The organism is Mesorhizobium sp. M1273, from assembly GCF_040318195.1.
Lineage (GTDB): Bacteria > Pseudomonadota > Alphaproteobacteria > Rhizobiales > Rhizobiaceae > Mesorhizobium.
In genome coordinates, this window is the sequence record NZ_JAMYLV010000010.1 from 173,568 (window position 1) to 189,860 (window position 16,293).

The following is a 16,293-nucleotide window of genomic DNA, read 5'->3' on the forward strand; positions in this document are numbered from 1 at the left end:
CCGTGCGTGCCTCGATCGAGGTCGCCGACATCTTCCGTGCTGCCGGACCCGTTTACCGGGCTGCCCATGCAGGTCACCTGAGCCTCGCCCAGCTCAAGGTCATGTCGGCGATCGAGTATTGCCGCACCGCAGCCCTTGGCGGTCACGTCGAAGCCTGCGAGGACTGCGGCCAATGGCGCATCGCCTACAACTCCTGCCGCAACCGGCACTGCCCGAAGTGCCAGGGCGCGGCCGCACGGACGTGGTTGGCCGAGCGCGAGGCCGATCTGCTGCCGGTCGGCTACTTCCATGTCGTGTTCACGCTGCCCGCCGAGGTCGCCGACATCGCCTTCCACAACAAGGCGCTCGTCTACGAGCTGCTGTTCAAGGCGGCAGCGGAGACGATGCTGACGATCGCTACGGATCCGAAGCATCTCGGCGCGCGCATCGGCATCACCGCCGTCTTACACACATGGGGATCGGCGATGACGCACCATCCGCATGTCCACATGATCGTGCCGGGCGGCGGCATCGCGCCGGACGGAAGCCGCTGGATATCGTCGCGCCCGGCCTTCCTGCTCCCGGTGAGGATTCTCGGGAAGCTGTTCCGCCGCCTGTTTCTCACCCGGCTGGTCGCGCTGCACGAGGCGGGCCGGCTCAGCTTCTTCGGGTCGATCGCGCACCTGATCAAGCGGCGGGCATTCCTGCGCCATCTTGCTCCCATCCGGAAGAAGCGCTGGGTGGTCTATGCCAAGGCGCCGTTCGCGGGACCGGAGGCGGTACTCGCCTATCTGTCGCGCTACACGCACCGGATCGCGATTTCGAACAGCCGGCTGATCGCCTTCGACAAGAGCGGCGTCACCTTCCGCTACAAGGACTACCGCCGCGACGGCGCCGATCGTCAGCAGGTCATGGTGCTCGCGACCGACGAGTTCATTCGCCGCTTCCTGCTTCATGTCCTGCCACGCGGCTTCCATCGCATCCGGCACTACGGCCTGCTCGCCGGTTCCGCTCGCAAGGCCAGCCTCGCGCTGGCGCGCGAACTGCTGGGCGTCGCCGCGCCGCCCGACCCCGGCGACCCCGATGAACCGGACGACTTTCACCCGCCATGCCCCTGCTGTGGCGGACGCATGATTGTCATCGAGGTGTTCGAACGGTGGAAGCAGCCGCGTGGACCGCCGGATGCGCCGACGACAAACCGGCAGAAGTGTCCATGACCCGGCATGGCATGCTCCAGCGTTCAGCCGCAGGCGCCCAGCCTCCGGCAACGGACCCACGCGTGTCCATGGTGATCATCGACGCCGAACGGGTCGCGTCCGGCCGCGCGCCGAGCCGACAATACCGCGTGGCTGAAAGGCGAAGCGGTCCGTCCGCATCAAACCCGCCGCTTGCCGACGGCGGTCGCGCCGTCGCCGACACCAGCCGCAAATCGAAATCCCCATAGCCATCGACTGTGGCCCACGGGTTCCTTCCTCGGGGACTTTCGTACGCCTGCCGGCGCCCGAAACTCTTCACGCCTCCAGACGGTCTGCTGTTAGAGGGCATAACGCAGATAGCGGACGTTCGGCTACCGACCCCATTTCGGCCATTCAAGCCCTACTCACGCCGCAGCAGATTCTGGCCCAAAGCGGACATACGCAAAGCGTGGATTGGCGGAAGAACCGAAAAGTTTACCGTAGGCCAGAGGTAGGCGTCGTGATAGTAATAGAGGAACCTCAACATGGACGGTTAGAATATGGCAAAGTCCCCGAAAAGTTCACCTGAAACAGCGGCGCCGACAGCCGGCCCCAAACACAAAATAACTCTGACTATCGTTGTCAATGGTGAGCCAGTGGCTGTGGAAGCCAATGTCAATTCGCCGTTGCATACAGTTATCGCTAAGGCGCTAGCTGATTCCGGAAACGTCGGCCAGCCGCCGGAGAACTGGGAGCTGAAGGACGAGGCAGGAGTTGTCCTAGATGCAAGCAAGAAGATCGAGGACCTTGGGATCATTGAGGGCCAGAAGTTGTTCCTGAGCCTCAAGGCCGGTGCAGCAGGTTGATCGAAGGTCAGTTCGTCGACGAGTCGGTTTCTAGACGTAAGTTTGACCGCGAAGTCGCGCAGTACCGAAAGCTTGACCATATATATCGTCGGCGAGGCTGGTTCCTTGTCGAGGCCGACTTTCCGACTGTAGTCGTGTTGTTTGCCGCCCTTAAAGTTAAGCCCCCGGCACTGGTTTGCGCAGTGCGATTGGATTTTACCAACTACGACCTTGTCCCTCCGTCGGTGAAATTCGTAGATCCTGGTACCGGCGCGGAACTGCCCTTCAAGAGCTTGGGCTTCCAGATGCTCCGTTTGAACGGCATCGAAAATGCCTCGCCTGAAACGATAACCGCTCTAGCGCAGCAACAACGCCTACCGGCTCAATCTTTGCTTCAGGCACACGACCCTGACGATGTCCCTTTCCTTTGCTTGCCCGGGGTACGCGAATATCACGACCACCCGGCCCATACAGGTGACTCATGGCTTTTGCATCGTCGCTCTGGAGAAGGCTCCTTGCACTTTATTCTCGAGCAAATCTGGGCCAGCGGAATCAACCCGATCCAAGCGGCCAATTACCAGATTCAGATCGCCTTCGCGGGGTTCCAGCACAACCCAGCAGCCTTTCCAAGGTAAGGAGCAGCCTTGCCACTGCCGAGAAATTCATTGTCCCCCGGGCTGCATTCGATGATGTGCACGCGCATCTAGTCGAGGTAGGGCGATCCGGATACGAGGGACTGGGCCTTTGGGTCGGTCGCATAGGAGCGGGCACAGCCACAGTGGAACGAGCACTCATTCCCGAGCAGAGGCTCATTCGTGGCCCTGCTGGTGTCGGCGTGCTTGTCGACGGGGCCGAGTTGCACCGTATCAACGTTTGGCTCTTCGATAATGGTCTACGCATCCTGGCGCAGATTCACAGCCACCCCACGGATGCGTATCACTCCGACACCGACGACGATAATGCGTTAGCAACGACGGTAGGCTCGCTTTCCCTGGTCGTTCCAGACTTCGCGAGAGGGCCGGCGGATTTGTCCCAAACAGCCGTCTATCGGCTTAACGGCGCCGGAGACTGGCTCCCCGTAACCGCCGTGGATGTAACACGTCTCATTGAAATTGTGGATTGACCTAGCATGGCGCTCGCAAGCTATTTCGGCCGTGCCGCAACCGCCGCCTCGCAAGTGCTGCAGGGGTTCCAGACAAAGGATTTCGAGCAGCTACTCAACGGGCTGGTGATTGGAATTGCCTTTGACGAAACTGCCTGCTCTAGCGAGGGCAGAGCATCGCTAGATCTCGCGGTCCGGCTGGTCGCCCGCCTTTACCCCAATATCTGTTTCCTTCCGGAAGGCGACGAGGCCAAGAAGTTGGCACGTAGCCTCAGTGCGCTAGCGCGCTCTATAAACGGACAAATCGATATAGTCCGCCCACGCGTAGGGGCGCCCTCACAGTGCCTGGTCGTCGGCTTGGCAAGCCCGGATGTCGCCTGCCCTCAGATGTTCTTGGGGTCTGACGGTTGGATGGCCAAATTCTCAACAGAGCAGCCGGTGGGTTCCGGCAATAGTAGCAATATGTTCGGTGCAGGTGCTGCAGCGTGCATCGCCGCATCGAATTTGTTTCGAGCGATATTCAACGAGCAGATCGGCGGAGCGACGGTGGACCGTTCTGTTTCGTTCTCACTGTTTGACTACGCACCTGGATCCGATGCCAACCCGCCACTTGAGGCTAACACCATCCTCGATGCCGTGTTCCTGTTAGGACTGGGTGCAATCGGCAACGGCGCGGTATGGGCCCTCGCGCGCGTGCCCGGCCTCCAAGGGCAGTTGGGGATCGTCGACGGCGAGGAGATCGACCAAGGTAACCTGCAGCGCTATGTGCTAGCTCTGGAAAAGGACGTCGGCGGCAGCAAGGTGAAGCTTGCCCGCCGTCACTTGACATCTCAAGCTCGCTTCTCGCTTGAGGAGCACCCTTACAAATGGCAGACCCTAGCGGGGTCGCACTCGCTGCAGCACGTTGCGATCGCGCTAGATACAGCGTCTGATCGCATCGCGGTCCAAGCTGCCTTGCCTCGCTGGACCATCAACAGTTGGACGCAGCGGGGGGATCTTGGCGTGTCGCATCATCGCTTCGATGGCGAACTGGCCTGCCTGGCGTGTCTTTATCTACCTACTGGATCCGTTCCGGATGAAGATCAGGTCATTGCTCAGGCACTAGGCCTTGAGGACCGAAAAATGGATATCGTGCGACCCATGCTTCACAGTGGCGCGCCCGTCAACGTGGAATTGATGCATGAGATCGCAAGCCGCCTGACGGTCCCTGTTGGGCCGCTACTTCCATTTGTCGGCCAGCCGCTAAGAAGCTTATATCAGGGAGCGATATGTGGAGGCGTGGTCTTCGAGCTGACTGGGGGCAATAAGCCCGTACGCGTCGAAGTTCCGATGGCCTTCCAGTCAGCGATGGCCGGCATCATGCTGGCCGCAGAAGTCGTCAAACGCGCCGCCCGCAGGGATGCGCCCAGGTGGACAACCGCGAAGCTAAACTTGCTCCGCAAAATGCCCTCTGACGTGATTACAGAGCGCAGAGCAAAGGATCGTCTGGAGCGCTGTATCTGCCAAGATGCGGATTATCTGGATGCATATCGGGCAAGATACAAACCAGTGGCGTCGCACTGACGGCGATGAATTTCCCGCCGCCGTCGCGCCGCTAGCGGCTGCAGCCTCTGATGCCGACGCCGCGAGAGGTAGTGCATCTCGCGGCCGAAGCGCTGCGAAAGCTGACAACCGCCATCGAGTCCGGCAGAGGGTAAGGTGGGCGCCATCATAGCATACGAACTTGCCGCCCCAATGTCTGCTATGAGGCGCGTTCCCGCCTGGCAGCTTTGGGGCCGCAGAACGAACCCGCTGCGCGGGAGGGCGCCTGCGGTTGAGGTAGTTGAGGTAGAGGACACGGGCCGATCGTCGCGCTCGCATTGAGCGTCGTGCGGAGGCGGCAGAGCATGACGGGCTTCTTCAACAAGGAGCCTGACCATGCCCTATCCCGTTCTCGATACACCCGTCAGCCCGTTGCGCCAGCGACTGATCGACGACATGAACATGCGGCGCTTCTCCCGGGAGACGCAACGCAACTATCTCCGCGACATCGGACGCCTGGCGACATTCCTTGGGCGATCACCAGGCACGGCAACCACCGACGACCTGCGCCGGTTCCAGATCAAGCAGCAGGTCGACGGCGTTCCCGTGCCGACCATGAACAGCATCGTGTCGGCGCTGCGCTTCTTCTTCACGCATACGGTCGATCGTCCCGATCTGGCGCGCAAGCTCGTTCGTCTGGCGCATCCGCGCAAGCTGCCCGTGGTCCTGAGCCGCGACGAGGTTGCCCGGCTGCTCAACGCCACCACTTGCCTCAAGCACCAGGCCGCGCTCTCGGTCGCCTATGGCGCGGGCCTGCGCGTCGCCGAGGTGTCGATGCTGAAGGTCGCCGACGTCGACAGCGAGCGCATGCTGTTGCGCGTCGAGCGCGGCAAAGGCGGGCGATATCGCAACGCCATGTTGTCAGAGGACCTGCTCGCGCTGCTGCGTCAGTGGTGGAAGGTCGGGCGGCAGCAGGGCGTGATGCACCGCGACGGCTGGCTGTTTCCGGGGCAGCATCCGATGAAGCCGATCAGCACGCGGCAGCTCTATCGCGTGGTCGTCGAGGCGGCCCAGGCCGCCGGCATCGCCAAGCGGGTCGGGCCGCACACGCTGCGCCACAGCTTCGCCACCCACCTGCTGGAGGACGGCACCGACATCCGGATCATCCAGGTCCTGCTCGGGCACGCCAAGCTGAACAACACCGCCTTCTATACCAAGGTCGCGACACGCACGGTGCGAACGGTGACGAGCCCGCTCGACAAGCTCGGCCTATTCAAGCCGGGAGAGATCTCGCCCGACGGCTGAGCCGTGCGCACCTCTGTCGAGGTCGCCGACATCTTCCGTGCCGCCGGGCCCGCCTATCGGGCCGTCTATGCAGGTCATCTGAGCCTGCAGCAACTCAAGGTCATGTCGGCGATCGAGCAATGTCGCACCGCGGCCCTCGGCGGGCATGTCGAAGCCTGCGAGGACTGCGGCGAGTGGCGCATCGCCTACAATTCCTGCCGCAACCGGCATTGTCCCAAGTGCCAGGGCGCGGCCGCGCGGACATGGCTCGCCGAGCGAGAGGCCGACCTGCTGCCGGTCGGATACTTCCACGTCGTATTCACGCTCCCCGCCGAGGTCGCCGACATCGCGTTCCAGAACAAGGCGGCGGTCTACGACGTGCTGTTCAAGGCGGCATCGGAGACGATGCTGACGATCGCGGCGGATCCAAAGCATCTCGGCGCGCGCATCGGCATCACCGCCGTCCTTCACACTTGGGGTTCGGCGATGACGCACCATCCGCACGCGCACATGATCGTGCCGGGCGGCGGCATCGCGCCGGACGGAAGCCGGTGGATATCGTCGCGCCCGGCCTTCCTGCTCCCGGTGAGGGTTCTCGGCAAGCTGTTCAGCCGGTTGTTCCTCAACAGGCTGATCGCGCTGCACGACGCCGGGCGGTTAGCCTTCTTCGGAACAATGGCACACCTGGCAGATCGCCGGGCCTTCCTGCACCATCTTGCTCCCGTCCTGAAGAAGCGCTGGGTGGTCTATGCCAAGGCGCCGTTCGTGGGACCGGAGGCGGTGCTCGCCTACCTGTCGCGCTACACCCACCGGGTCGCGATCTCGAACAGCCGCCTGATCGCCTTCGACAGGAACAGCGTCACCTTCCGCTACAAAGACTACCGCCGTGACGGCGCCGACCGTCAGCAGCTCATGGTGCTCACGATCGATGAGTTCATCCGCCGCTTCCTGCTCCATGTCCTGCCGCACGGCTTCCATCGCATCCGGCATTACGGCCTGCTTGCCGGCGGCTCCCGCAAAGGCAGCCTCGCACGCGCCCGCCAACTCCTGGATGTCGCCGTGCTGCCTGATGACGGCACATCAGGCGCACCGGACGACTTCCGGCCGCCATGCCCCTGCTGCGGTGGACGCATGATCGTCATCGAGGTGTTCGACGCTGGAGGCAGCCCGCGCGGACCGCCGGGAGCGGCGGCGACGAACCGGGAGACCGCCCCATGACCCGGCATGGCATGGCTCAACCTGCAGCCGCGGGCGTCCCGTCTCCGGCAACGGACACACGCGCGTCTATGGTGACTGTTGCTACCGACAGGGTCGCGACGAGCCGCGGGCATGGCGGCCGGAAGTCGTCCGGTGCGGTACCGGGCCGGCTAAACCGCGCGGAGGCGCAACGAAGCGGCCTGTCCGCATCCATCCCGGCGCTTCTCAGCGGCGGTCGCGCCATCGCCGACCTCAGCCGCAGATCGAAATCTCCATAGCCATCACATTGTGGCCCGCGGGTTCCTTCCTCGGGGACTTTCGTACGCCTGCCGGCGCCCGAAACTCTTCACGGAAGCGGAAGGGCGGCTCTCGAGTGCCGATAGCAATAGCTGCCGTTGTGTAACCGGCTCAAAATAGTCCGCGCCTACCTGCATTGCATAGGGTGTTGACGGTCCTGCAGAGCGTTTGCGCAAAACCTCACGGCGTCAGGACTTCACCCTCTGGCGCATCAGAGAATTGAAGGATGGGTTCGCGCTATGAGTTCCGCGGCCGGCCGCCAGGCCGAGGCACCGCACGCGACCCTTGGCGCTGGCGAAACAGTTAGGGGCGAGGCTTCGCCGCGGCCAGTTGCGAAGAGAAATCGATCGGTGGGGGCCGATGGGCCAACACTGCTGCAATGAAGGACGAGCCCGCATGCCTCTGATATTCGCCCTCGGCGAGGCCAAGGAGGGTGGCCCGCCGGTCAGGCGTGGCAATGTCCATGCCAAGGTCGACGGCCTGATCGGCCGAAGGCTGAGCGTCGATGCGCAGATAGCGATCCCCCAGTTGATGCCGTAGCATGAAATCAATCATCTGCTGCTGCGACGAGATGATCGTGGAGATCAGCCGTTCGTTGGTCAGCCAGTCCTTGCCAGACAGAGACCTTCCGAGGGATTTAGGAAGCGAAAACCCGGTTGTGGTGGTTCCGATGCTCAGCACGCGAAGATCATCGCCCTTCTGGCCGCAAAAATTGATCGCCTCGTGCACCGCGCAGATGTCAGGAGAGTTGGCGACGAGACCACCGTCGACATAGAAACTGTCGCCCATCGATGCCAACGGGAAGTAAAACGGTGCAGCCGACGTCGCCATAGCCACTTCAGCTGCGTTGCGGACCAGATCAATCACGAAATTGGGGTGATGCGGCGTCTTGAACATCTGGACGCTGCCCTTGGTCATGTTCACCGCCGGAATCAGCAGGCGGTTTTTGGCTTCGCCAAGCAGGGTCTTGGCGCCAACCACCTTGTCGACGGTCGCCTTCAGCGGGGCTGGATCATACTTCGGCCCGCTGCTGTACATGTCATACTTGGCTCGATACTCGCCAAGGAACGTCCGCGGGGGTGCGCGGTAAGGGAAGATTTTCAAACCCTCGCTTTCGAACGTTTCGCGGATCTCCTTGGCTGTTTTTCCCATCCCAAGACCGATTGCGATGATGCCGCCGATGGACGTGCCGGCGATCATGTCGAAACACTGGCCGATCGGCCGTCCGAGCCGTTGCTCAAGTCGTTCGAGTACAGAAACCGTGAAAAGGCCGCGATAGCCGCCGCCACTCAAGCTGAGGATATGAAACGACAAGTTTTTCCGCCCTCCAAGGTTTTCAATACGGTTCCGATTTTGTTCTTGTCGCGAATCCTAGTAACATCGAACCCTGATTCCCACATGATGATTCGATCGGTAGATTTCAAGGGACGGGTAATTCTATGGCCAATGTTTCGAAGCTTCTCTACTCCAGTACCGCGTCGGCACCGCATTTCCTCGCCAACATCAAGGCCGAGGACGACGATTTGCGCCTGGCCCGGCAACTGATCCGCGACCACCTGCGCGCCGCCTTCGAAAAAGGCGGCGTTGCTGCATTCGGCTTGGCGATCAGGCCGCGCTTCTTCACGCAGGGCAGTCACGCCTATAGGACGCTGAACGACCCGGCTTGGACGCCGCCGCAGCAGAAGGACTTGGACGACGGTTGCTACCTGCCCATGTCCTTCGTGAAGGGACCGGGGCTCGTCGGTCGATCAAAGCCCTCCGTGGCGGCCGATGCGTTCTTTCAGTTCGTCGACCAGGCGCTGATCGAACTTACCGCCCAGCAAGACGGCTGGCGTTTCGTCAGGAAGCCGACCTGTGCGCGCCTGATCATTTCCAAGTCGGCGCACGTCGATGTTCCGCTCTACGCCATTCCGGATGCGGAATTTGTTCAGCTTCAGGAGCGCGTCAACAAGCATATTCTCGCATCCGAGGACGCGAAGCGGCCGGACCGTTGGGACGCGCTGCCAGAAGATGCCGTCTTGCTGGCCCACCGTGAGGAAGACTGGATCGTTTCGGATCCACGCAAAATCCACACCTGGTTCCTCGAGGCGGTGGACACGTATGGCGAAGTCCTGCGTCGCGTTTGCCGTTACCTGAAGGCCTGGCGCGACCACCACCACCCGCACCTTGACAGCGTCTCCTCGATCCTCCTGATGGCCTGCGCCTTCATGGCCTTTGAGGAGAAGACCCGCCAGTTGTTGCCGAGCCGCGAGGACGAAATTCTCCTGCTGGTCGTCAAGAGGCTGCCGACCCTCCTGAACCAGGACATCGCCAATCCGGCCGTGTCTTCGGAGAACCTCAATCGGATGGCAGCCGAGCAGCGCAAGTTTGCCGAATCCAAGGCGGAAGAGTTCCATTCACGCCTGTCCCATGTGGTGACGACCAGTACGGTTGCCAAAGACGCGGTCGCCAACATGGTGTTCATCTTCGGTGAACGCCTGCCGGACCGTCCTGACCTCGTGACCATCGCCGAAACCGCAACCGTGACGATCCTGTCTCAGCCGCGCAAGGAAGTTGCCGCTCCCGTGGTCGGACGCTCGACGAGTGGCTGACCTGCGCCTCGTCAGGGTTCATGATGCTCTGACCCAGCGGGGGTTCAAACGGAACTGGCAGCTGCCGGAACGGTCTGTGTTCTCCGGAATTTTGGACACTGGCGGCCTCGATTTCCCTGTCGATATCGAGGTCACGGACCTTGATTTCGTCACCTATCCGTCGATTCGGTTGCACGCCTCGTGGAAAGCACCGGCGCGCAAGCTGCCGCATATCATCGGCCCCAATTACCTAGTGTGCTACTATGCCCGTGGCGCTGTCATCCTTGACCGCTACAATCCCGGCGGCTCGGTCCTGCAGTGCCTCGACCAGGCCGAGCGCGTGTTGCGTGACGCCATCCGGGGTCGCTCCGATGGCGATTTTGCCGATGAATTCCAAGCCTTCTGGGGCACCGTGGCCGCATATATCGACCTACCGGACGGATACGGGGGCCCGGCCACTGTCAAATACATTACCCTCGCTGACGATGGTAATCCGGTTCCGGTCGTCGCGACCGACCAATCATGGCTTGTTGAGCGCGACCGCAGGCGCCATGTCGACAAGAGCGATGGCGAAAGGGTCGAGGTGATCCGGATCGACAGTCCCCTTTCGGTCGACCCGGCCTTGCCGTGGCCGCCGACCTCGTTGCTGGCGCTTAACAAGTGGCTTGAAGGCGCCGCGCCCGAAGCCCTCGGCAGAGTCGAACGGCTGTTTACGACCGGCAGCGGTTCGCTGCGCGCGGTCGTGCTCTCAGCCGAAAACGGCCATTTCTATTATCGGGCGACGCTGCCGCCACGCTTCCGCACCAAGGAACTCCTGAACAACCGGCGCGTCGCCCTGCCACGCATCCTGGCGCAGGCCGCGAAGGACGTCGAAGTCGAGCAGGCGGGCGGTGTTCTGGCCGACCGCGCACATGTTTTCAGCCGCAATCTGGGTGGCGCCTATGACCTCTCTGATGCGCGGATCGCCCTCATCGGTTGCGGCACCATTGGCGGGTTTCTCGCCCAACAGCTTGCGCAGTGTGGTTGCGGCTCCGGAAAGGGTAGCTTGACCCTTTATGACAGCGAGAAACTGAGCCCGGCCAATCTTGGCCGCCATGTGCTCGGCGTGCCGTTCATCGACCGCAACAAGGCGGTTGGGGTAGCGGAACTCCTCAAGACCCAGCTTCCGCCTCTCGACGTGACGGCTCGGAACCGTGACTTTACATGGGACGACCTGACCCGTGGCACGTACGACTTGGTCATCGACGCGACCGGCGAGGAAGCGTTTTCGATTGCGCTGAACGCGCATGCGGTGCAGGGCCGCCCTGATACGCCGCCCGTACTGTTCGTGTGGCTTGCCGGGAACGGCGCTGCGGCCCGGGCCATCCTCACCGGTTCACCCGATCATGCGTGTTTCAAATGCCTGAAGACAGACCTAGCCGGCGGAGAACGGTTCCCCACGCTCAAAGCTGGTGTAGAGGTCGCCCTGCTTAATGTTCGGGGTTGCGGCGACACCGCGTTTGCGCCCTTTCCGGTGACCCGCCCGGTCACGGCCGCTGCGATGGCATGCGACATGGTCCTCGACTGGTCGAACGGCGGCGCATTCCACCATTTCCGGGCCCAGGTTTTTGATGAACGTCTTGCACGGCTCACCAAGAGCGGAAGCCCTGGACCGCTTAGCCAGTGCCCTGCCTGCGGGGCGTGCCATCCGTGATCCGCGAATGGTCACAACAGCGTTATGTGATGGTTGCGCCCGTGGTCTTGGCCACGATCGGCGCGTTCCTTATCGGTGATGAACGGCGCAACGAGGCCGGAGGCATCCTGATCGGCAGCTATCGCGGGAGCCATGTCGAGGTCGTGGGGTGCACGGTGCCGATGCCGCTCGATGTGCGCAGCGGCTACCGCTTCGACCGGCGGGATCCCGGCCACCAGGCCGCGGCGCTGAAAGCATGGCACGCGAGCGGCAGTACCGAAACCTTTGTTGGCGAGTGGCATAGTCACCCCGAGCCCCACCCCACGCCTTCTGGTCGCGATCGACAAACGTGGGCCGATATCATGAAGAAGAACTCCAACCCGTTGGTCTTCCTGATTGGCGGATGGGAAAGCCTCTGGTGGGCCGTCGGCGAACGCGGCTTGGTCGTGGAGGCGGCGCCTCTAGACAGCGAACCTAGCCCACTCCTGGCCGCGGTAGGGAGCCTGCCATGAACAATTGCCCGCGCAGGGGCCTTCGTAGGCTATGTCATCCGGCTCGACCGGCGGGTTGTCGAACCCAGCCACGGCGACAGGTCCGCGCCAGCTGTCCCACAACCCAACTCCAAACCAAGACCCTCTGATAGTCAAAATGGCTACCATCGCTGCTTAAAGACGGGCCACCGGGCTCGAAGATTAATGAACTAGCTATGTTTCGATTAAGCCATCACAACTGACTTCCGCATTACAAGGCGTCAAGCCCACGACATCGTCAGGCCGTGAACAAATTAACCGAGATGGACGATCACGCGATTGCGGCCGCCAGTCTTCGCTTCATACAGGGCTATATCCGCGCGCTTTATCAATCCGGCAACCGTATCGGCCCCCACGAAGATAGAGGACACGCCAATGCTGATCGTGACTTCGATCGCTTTACTATCATAACCGACGGAAAACGGCATCTGGGCGATTTCGACGCGAATGCGTTCCGCAACCTTTTCCGCCACCGCACAGTTGGTATCCGGCATCACCACGACGAATTCGTCGCCCCCGTATATACATGCAAGGTCAATACCGCGCACATTCTTGTGCAGCCGGCGCGCGCACTCGCGCAAGACGTCGCTACCTGCATCATGGCCGTACGTGTCGTTGACCAACTTCAGGAGGTCGACGTCGGTGATTAATATCGACAGCGGACGTCGGCGGGCCACGGCTCGGTCGAACAGTGTCTGTAGGTGGCTGTCTAAATAACGTCGGTTGCGCAGCCCTGTTACAGGGTCGATCACCGCCATCTCGATGGTCTGGGTGACGCTGGCGCGCAGTTGGTCATTGTAGCGCTTGCGGCGCACCTGCGTGCGCAGCCGCGCTTTCAGCTCCTGCTGGTCGATCGGCCGCGTCAGATAGTCGTTGATGCCGAGTTCGAGGCCCCGGATGATGCGCCCCTCTTCGCCTATGTCAGCCAGCAGGATGATCGGCAGGAAGCGGGTTCGGTCGAGCGAACGTAACTGCGAGCACAGCCGTAGCGGATCGAAATCGGCAAAGGCGGTCGAGATAAGCACGCACTCATACGGTGTTTCGGCAGCTCTGAAGAAGCCGGTATCCGGATCGGTGGCAATGTCGAGCTCGGCCTCGCCGTGCAATATTTTCTGGATGTGTTCGAAGGAAGATTTGCGCTCGTCGACCAGAAGCGTTTTCGGATTCGCTCCATCAAACATGGACCTACCGTTCAAAAGGTCCTCGATACCGATGTCGTGGGTCGTCGAAACCCGCAGGCGCAGTTCATCGGTCAGCAACTTCAGCCTGACTAGGCTCTTAACCCGCGTCATCAACTGCAGGTCGTTGATCGGCTTGGTCAGGAAATCGTCAGCGCCGGCCTCAAGGCCACGCACGCGATCCGTAACCTCGTCAATTGCGGTGATCATGACTACGGGGATATGCGAAGTCGCCGGACCGCTCTTCAGTCGCTTGCAGACCACGAACGCGTCCATGTCGGGCATCTTCACATCGAGCAGTACCACATCAACCTTGCCGTTTTCACAGGTCTCGATGACATCAAACTCGTTGGACGCCGTCAGCACCTCAAAATATTCAGCCAATAGTCTGACCTCGAGCAACCGCACATTGGCAGAGATACTGTCGACGACGAGGATTCGCGCGGTCATGACAGGCCCAGACTAGAGTTTAATTGAACACTATCGGCTACAGTAGATGCAAACACCGAGCGCTAGACGCGCGTTCGGCCAACAAGGTGTTACCACCATCTCCGGTGCCGTATTTCCAAAAATAAGATTGCCAGTGCCATGGCGCGTTGTGTCAGCTTTGAGGCTGCGGTAGTGATTACGTCAATGGCCGAAAGGGAGCGCGAAGCTGACGCCAGCGGCGAATTTGAACCGAATACCTCGTCATCCCATGTTCATGATTTGTGCTTCGAAAGTCGCATAAACGGCAACGTGGAACGATCAGGAGGGCGGTTGGTGTGTGGATAGTTAGACCTGGCCTATTGTCGATTGTGCCAGCCGGCGCGCATTTTCGCGGCCATGGTGGCGGAGCATGTTGAATTGGCGTTGTTTGAGCAGTCACTCGGCAACATCGAAGGCCTGCATCGGCCGTTCTGTGATCGCGTGGCTGACGCTGCGGAGAAAACCGCAGGATCGATTCTTTTCGATGTTCGTGTCGACGGCGATAGCTGCGTTCAGCGGATGGCCGCGATTGGGTATAGCGTCACCGGCACAGCAATAATCGTGATGGCGAAGAACGGACAACTTAGATGCGCATCGGTGAACGGGGACACCGCCGTTTTGGTGGCAGAATTGGCTGCCTGGTATGCGTCTCCGCTGAGTGAGCAAGCGAAGGTTGACCACAGCGGAGCGGCCATCATCCTGCTAGCCAAGCTTCGGAGCTCAGGTCACTTCGCCCGTTTCTAGCTGAGCGCCGCTTCCTACCTTGCGGGCCAAAGCAGCGGAAAGATGATATTCGACTGCAAGTGTGCTTGGCGTCCAACTTGTCAAATTCACCGAGTATCGAAAACGTTCTAAGCAGATGGCGCGGCGGCGTTGAGGCACCGGGTCCGCGGATACCAGCCAGCAGCCTCTCCGCAGTGAGTCCCGGCTTCGTGCCCGTCCTCAAACTGCTCACGTTGAACGCCGGCGCGACTGGCTCCGGACGTAGATCGATCCGAACCACCTGGCATCACCCTTGCGACCCGGGCTTGCTGCTCGCAGGGCGGCGTCAGTCTTCGGTGAAGGTGGGGCCTGCCGCTCGTTGCCGAAATCAAGCTGCGACCTTCTTGCGGGTCCGCTTCGTCGGTGCCGCCGGCTCCGGCGCTTTCGGTTTGCGGCCGAGCCCCATCGTCTTGGCTAATGCCGAGCGCGCGGCGGCGTAATTCGGCGCGACCATGGGATAATCAGCCGGCAGACCCCATTTGGCGCGATATTCATCCGGCGTCAGCCCGTAGTGGGTCGACAGATGCCGCTTCAGCGACTTGAATTTCTTCCCGTCCTCAAGGGAGATGATGTAGTCCGGTGTCACCGACTTCCTGATCGGTACCGCAGGCTTTAGCGCTTCCGGCATTTCTGCGGAAACGTTGTCGACCGTGCCTTTCAGTGCTGCATGCACTTGGCCGATCAGGGCAGGGAGATCTCCCACCGGGACCGGATTGTGGGAGACATAGGCTGAGACGACATCAGCGGTGAGTTCGATGAGGACGTCGGTGTTGTTGTCGGCTTCTTCTGTCATGAAAACTCTCCGGGGTGGCTTGAAGACAGTCCGCGAAGTGTTGCTTCATAGTGGCGGTTATCGGTGAAAGCAATAAAGCCCCGGCAGGACTATTGCGATGCTGCGGTTAATAGCGATGCACCCCGCCTTTTGGGCGCATATTGATCCGGTGGGAGCAGACCCGGTCCTCATAGAGCTGCCGCTACTCTCCGCTTGATGTGGAAGGGATAATCGTAAACAATTTCCACGCCCACCGCCGGGTACCACAGCAGAATTTGGTTTCGAGGCGGCCCCGCCTAAGAGTGGTGCCGCTTGCGGTGCGTAGGACTGCGCTGAACTGGTCGGGTCTTCATTGCGATTGACGTGATTTCTCGAAATGAAGGGGTGACGTAGGGTCGCCCAAGTATTAATTTTTCTTGGGCGGGTTTGAGGAGGCCAACGTGAGAACTCACGATAGCGTAGTTCCAGGATGGGAGTTCTTAGCCGAGGACGAGGCGATTGACGCTGCGATCGACAAATACGGCAAAGACCCGACGACGTCGGTCGCGTATTGTGCGTTCGAGACGTTTGGCGATCGAGGCGGACCCGAGCATCGGTTTTGGTTTGACCTGTTTGTAAAGCTCGCAAAATCGGATCACGTGGGTTGGGCGTAGAGCTCGGTCTCAGTTCTCGCGTCAGCTAGCTAATTTAGATGCTCCACAAAGCCAAACAGCCATTCGACCTACGCCGGAGACAATCGTGTCCCGCGGCGTGGTTGAGCTTGCGGCATTGGTCGCCGGCGCCCTCCCGCATTGGCTAGGCTGATCAGCGCGCCACGGCTGGCTGGTTCCTCAACCGCGTCGCGCTGATCGGCTCACAGATCGGGGTGGGCTATGTCGCTCTCCAGTCACATGACGTCTTCCTCTACGCCAGCATGATATTTTCCATCGCGTCGCGTTGAT

General features: G+C 61.1%; 15 protein-coding genes. 12 read left to right on the top strand and 3 right to left on the bottom strand.

The features are described from left to right. The first annotated feature begins 2 nt into the window (after window positions 1-2). The 7 genes from NKH30_RS13820 (at window position 3) to NKH30_RS13850 (ending at window position 7,124) form a co-directional block, all read left to right on the top strand. Window positions 3-1,196: an IS91 family transposase gene (locus NKH30_RS13820; RefSeq protein ID WP_352995804.1), complete on the top strand. Its 1,194-nt coding sequence runs from the start codon at window positions 3-5 to the stop codon at window positions 1,194-1,196. Between the two features lie 518 nt (window positions 1,197-1,714). Continuing rightward, the gene (locus tag NKH30_RS13825; RefSeq protein WP_352995806.1) at window positions 1,715-2,020 is read left to right on the top strand and encodes a DUF2604 domain-containing protein; all 306 of its coding nucleotides are present in this window, start codon (window positions 1,715-1,717) and stop codon (window positions 2,018-2,020) included. Further along, window positions 2,017-2,634, top strand: a complete 618-nt coding sequence (locus NKH30_RS13830) for a putative metal-binding protein (RefSeq protein ID WP_352995808.1) — start codon at window positions 2,017-2,019, stop codon at window positions 2,632-2,634. The genes NKH30_RS13825 and NKH30_RS13830 overlap by 4 nt, the downstream gene beginning before the upstream one ends. A gap of 143 nt (window positions 2,635-2,777) precedes the next feature. Further along, window positions 2,778-3,122 (top strand): hypothetical protein, encoded by a 345-nt coding sequence (locus NKH30_RS13835; protein ID WP_352948976.1) that lies wholly within the window; start codon window positions 2,778-2,780, stop codon window positions 3,120-3,122. Between the two features lie 6 nt (window positions 3,123-3,128). Then, window positions 3,129-4,664, top strand: a complete 1,536-nt coding sequence (locus tag NKH30_RS13840) for an E2 ligase fold family C protein (protein ID WP_352995810.1) — start codon at window positions 3,129-3,131, stop codon at window positions 4,662-4,664. Window positions 4,665-5,018: 354 nt separating this feature from the next. After that, window positions 5,019-5,927, top strand: a complete 909-nt coding sequence (locus NKH30_RS13845; protein WP_352995812.1) for a tyrosine-type recombinase/integrase — start codon at window positions 5,019-5,021, stop codon at window positions 5,925-5,927. 3 nt (window positions 5,928-5,930) lie between these two features. Next, window positions 5,931-7,124, top strand: a complete 1,194-nt coding sequence (locus tag NKH30_RS13850; protein WP_352995814.1) for an IS91 family transposase — start codon at window positions 5,931-5,933, stop codon at window positions 7,122-7,124. A gap of 579 nt (window positions 7,125-7,703) precedes the next feature. On the opposite strand, the gene NKH30_RS13855 is transcribed toward NKH30_RS13850, so the two are convergent. Next, a complete protein-coding gene (locus NKH30_RS13855; protein WP_352995816.1) occupies window positions 7,704-8,714 on the bottom strand; it encodes a CBASS cGAMP-activated phospholipase in 1,011 nt (336 codons plus the stop codon). Window positions 8,715-8,839: 125 nt separating this feature from the next. Between NKH30_RS13855 and NKH30_RS13860 the strand changes: the two genes are divergently transcribed. Genes NKH30_RS13860 through NKH30_RS13870 form a run of 3 tightly spaced genes read left to right on the top strand, consistent with a single transcriptional unit; the run spans window position 8,840 to window position 12,154 of the window. Continuing rightward, the gene (locus NKH30_RS13860) at window positions 8,840-9,991 is read left to right on the top strand and encodes a CBASS cGAMP synthase (RefSeq protein WP_352995818.1); all 1,152 of its coding nucleotides are present in this window, start codon (window positions 8,840-8,842) and stop codon (window positions 9,989-9,991) included. Continuing rightward, on the top strand, window positions 9,984-11,663 hold the full coding sequence (locus tag NKH30_RS13865; protein ID WP_352995820.1) for a ThiF family adenylyltransferase: 1,680 nt from the start codon (window positions 9,984-9,986) through the stop codon (window positions 11,661-11,663). The genes NKH30_RS13860 and NKH30_RS13865 overlap by 8 nt, the downstream gene beginning before the upstream one ends. Next, entirely contained in the window at window positions 11,660-12,154 is a 495-nt protein-coding gene (locus tag NKH30_RS13870; protein ID WP_352995822.1) for a Mov34/MPN/PAD-1 family protein, read from the top strand. Before NKH30_RS13865 ends, NKH30_RS13870 begins: the two co-directional genes overlap by 4 nt. Window positions 12,155-12,426: 272 nt before the next feature. Here NKH30_RS13870 and NKH30_RS13875 read toward each other — a convergent pair whose 3' ends face one another. Next, a complete protein-coding gene (locus tag NKH30_RS13875; RefSeq protein WP_352995824.1) occupies window positions 12,427-13,800 on the bottom strand; it encodes a PleD family two-component system response regulator in 1,374 nt (457 codons plus the stop codon). A 375-nt stretch (window positions 13,801-14,175) separates the two neighbouring features. On the opposite strand from NKH30_RS13875, the gene NKH30_RS13880 reads away from it, so the two are divergent. Beyond that, complete coding sequence (locus NKH30_RS13880) at window positions 14,176-14,562, top strand: hypothetical protein (RefSeq protein ID WP_502911465.1); 387 nt, start codon at window positions 14,176-14,178, stop codon at window positions 14,560-14,562. Window positions 14,563-14,908: 346 nt separating this feature from the next. On the opposite strand, the gene NKH30_RS13885 is transcribed toward NKH30_RS13880, so the two are convergent. Continuing rightward, a complete protein-coding gene (locus NKH30_RS13885) occupies window positions 14,909-15,373 on the bottom strand; it encodes a Ros/MucR family transcriptional regulator (RefSeq protein WP_352995828.1) in 465 nt (154 codons plus the stop codon). Between the two features lie 419 nt (window positions 15,374-15,792). Here NKH30_RS13885 and NKH30_RS33135 point away from each other — a divergent pair, with 419 nt between their 5' ends. Beyond that, on the top strand, window positions 15,793-16,005 hold the full coding sequence (locus NKH30_RS33135) for a Y4oE-related protein (protein WP_502911464.1): 213 nt from the start codon (window positions 15,793-15,795) through the stop codon (window positions 16,003-16,005). Window positions 16,006-16,293 lie beyond the last annotated feature (288 nt).

Excerpts from the sequence above, each read along its gene's own strand:
- NKH30_RS13875 (WP_352995824.1), bottom strand. The coding sequence starts at position 13,800 with ATGACCGCGCGAATCCTCGTCGTCGACAGTATCTCTGCCAATGTGCGG.
- NKH30_RS13880 (WP_502911465.1), top strand. The coding sequence starts at position 14,176 with ATGGTGGCGGAGCATGTTGAATTGGCGTTGTTTGAGCAGTCACTCGGC.
- NKH30_RS13840 (WP_352995810.1), top strand. The coding sequence starts at position 3,129 with ATGGCGCTCGCAAGCTATTTCGGCCGTGCCGCAACCGCCGCCTCGCAA.
- NKH30_RS13845 (WP_352995812.1), top strand. The coding sequence starts at position 5,019 with ATGCCCTATCCCGTTCTCGATACACCCGTCAGCCCGTTGCGCCAGCGA.
- NKH30_RS13885 (WP_352995828.1), bottom strand. The coding sequence starts at position 15,373 with ATGACAGAAGAAGCCGACAACAACACCGACGTCCTCATCGAACTCACC.
- NKH30_RS13860 (WP_352995818.1), top strand. The coding sequence starts at position 8,840 with ATGGCCAATGTTTCGAAGCTTCTCTACTCCAGTACCGCGTCGGCACCG.
- NKH30_RS13825 (WP_352995806.1), top strand. The coding sequence starts at position 1,715 with ATGGCAAAGTCCCCGAAAAGTTCACCTGAAACAGCGGCGCCGACAGCC.